Genomic DNA, 1,391 nt, shown 5'->3' with positions numbered 1-1,391 from the left:
GCCAGCGAGGTGGCGGCCACGCCCGCGGCTGCCGCGGCGGCGGCATCGTCAGCCTGTGCCGCCGTTGCCGCTGCCTGCGAGGTGAGGGCCAGCGTGGCTGCCGCGGTGGCGGCATTGTCGGCGGCAATCGCATTGTTCAGCGCCGTCAGGGAAGCCGCCGCCGTGGCGGCCGTCGATGCGGCGGCCGCATCGTCCGCCTGCGCGGACACTGCCGCGGCGTGCGACAGGTTCGCCGTCGTGGCCGCCGTGGTGGCGGCCAGCGCGGCCACCAGGTCGAGCGGATGCGCGGCAGAATAGGCGGCCAGGGCGGCGGCATTCGCGGCGTCGTTGTTGGCGACGGTGGTGAGCGCGGCGGCATCCGTCAGGGCCGCCTTGGTGGCGGCGACGGTGGCGGCCGTGACGTCAAGCGTATGCTGCGTGCCCAGCACGACGGCGTCGGTCAGGCCGGCCAGGGTGGCGGCCGCTGCGGCGGCCGTGGCATTCACGGTCGCGACCGCGCTCAGGGCAGCGGCGTCCGTCAGGTTGGCCGTGGCTTGTGCGGCGGTGGCGGCAGCGGCATCGACGGTGGCCGTCAGGCCCAGGGCGACGGCGTCGGTCAGCGCGGCGGTGGCGGCTGCCGCGTTGGCGGCGGCCGTGGCGGCCGTCGAGACAGTGCCCAGGGCAACGGCGTCCGTCAGGTTGGCAGTGGCGGCGGCCAGGCTGGCGGCCGTGTTGGCGGCGGTCGAGACGAGGCCCAGTGCCGCGGCATCGGTGAGGTTGGCCGTCGTCTGCGCCGTGGCGGCGAGCGCCGCATCGGCCGTGGCGACGAGGCCCAGGGCCGTGGCGTCCGTCAGCGCGGCGGTGCTGGCAGCCGCATTGGCGGCGGCGGTGGCGGCTGCCGAGGCGGTGCCCAGGGCAACCGCATCGGTCAGGTTGGCAACATTCGTCGCCGTGTTGGCGGCGGCGGCGGCGGCCGTGGCGATCAGGCCCAGGGCGCTCGCATCCGTCAGGTTGGCCGTTGCCTGCAAGGCGGCAGCCGTGGCCGCGTCGGCCGTGGATGTGATGCTCAGCGCGGTGGCATCCGTCAGCGCCGCCAGACTGGCGGCCGAGGCGGCAGCCAGGCCATCGGCGGTGGAAACGAGGCTCAGCGCGACGGCATCCGTCTGGCCCGCCGTCGTGACGGCGGCGGCGGCGGCCGCATCGGCGGCCGACGACACCACGGCCAGGGCCGCAGCATCGGTCTGGCCGGCTACCAATTGCGCCGCGGTCAGGGCGTTTTGCGCCGCCGTATTGGCGGCCGTCAAGGTGGTGACCGCCGTCTGGGCCGCCAGTTGCGCGGCGGCGTCGGCGGTGGAGATCACGCCCAGCGCCCCCGCATCGGTCAGCGCGGCCGTGGCGGCCGCTGCCGTGGC

General features: G+C 76.1%; 1 pseudogene. It reads right to left on the bottom strand.

Going from position 1 to position 1,391, the window contains the following annotated elements:
• Positions 1 to 1,391, bottom strand: a pseudogene (locus GCN74_RS29050) (hypothetical protein); the annotation flags it as partial.

This window comes from Janthinobacterium sp. FT14W (assembly GCF_009208755.1).
GTDB classification, from domain to species: domain Bacteria; phylum Pseudomonadota; class Gammaproteobacteria; order Burkholderiales; family Burkholderiaceae_D; genus Janthinobacterium; species Janthinobacterium violaceinigrum.
Note: the sequence above shows the minus strand (reverse complement) of the source record. Positions and strands in the feature narration are given on the sequence as shown.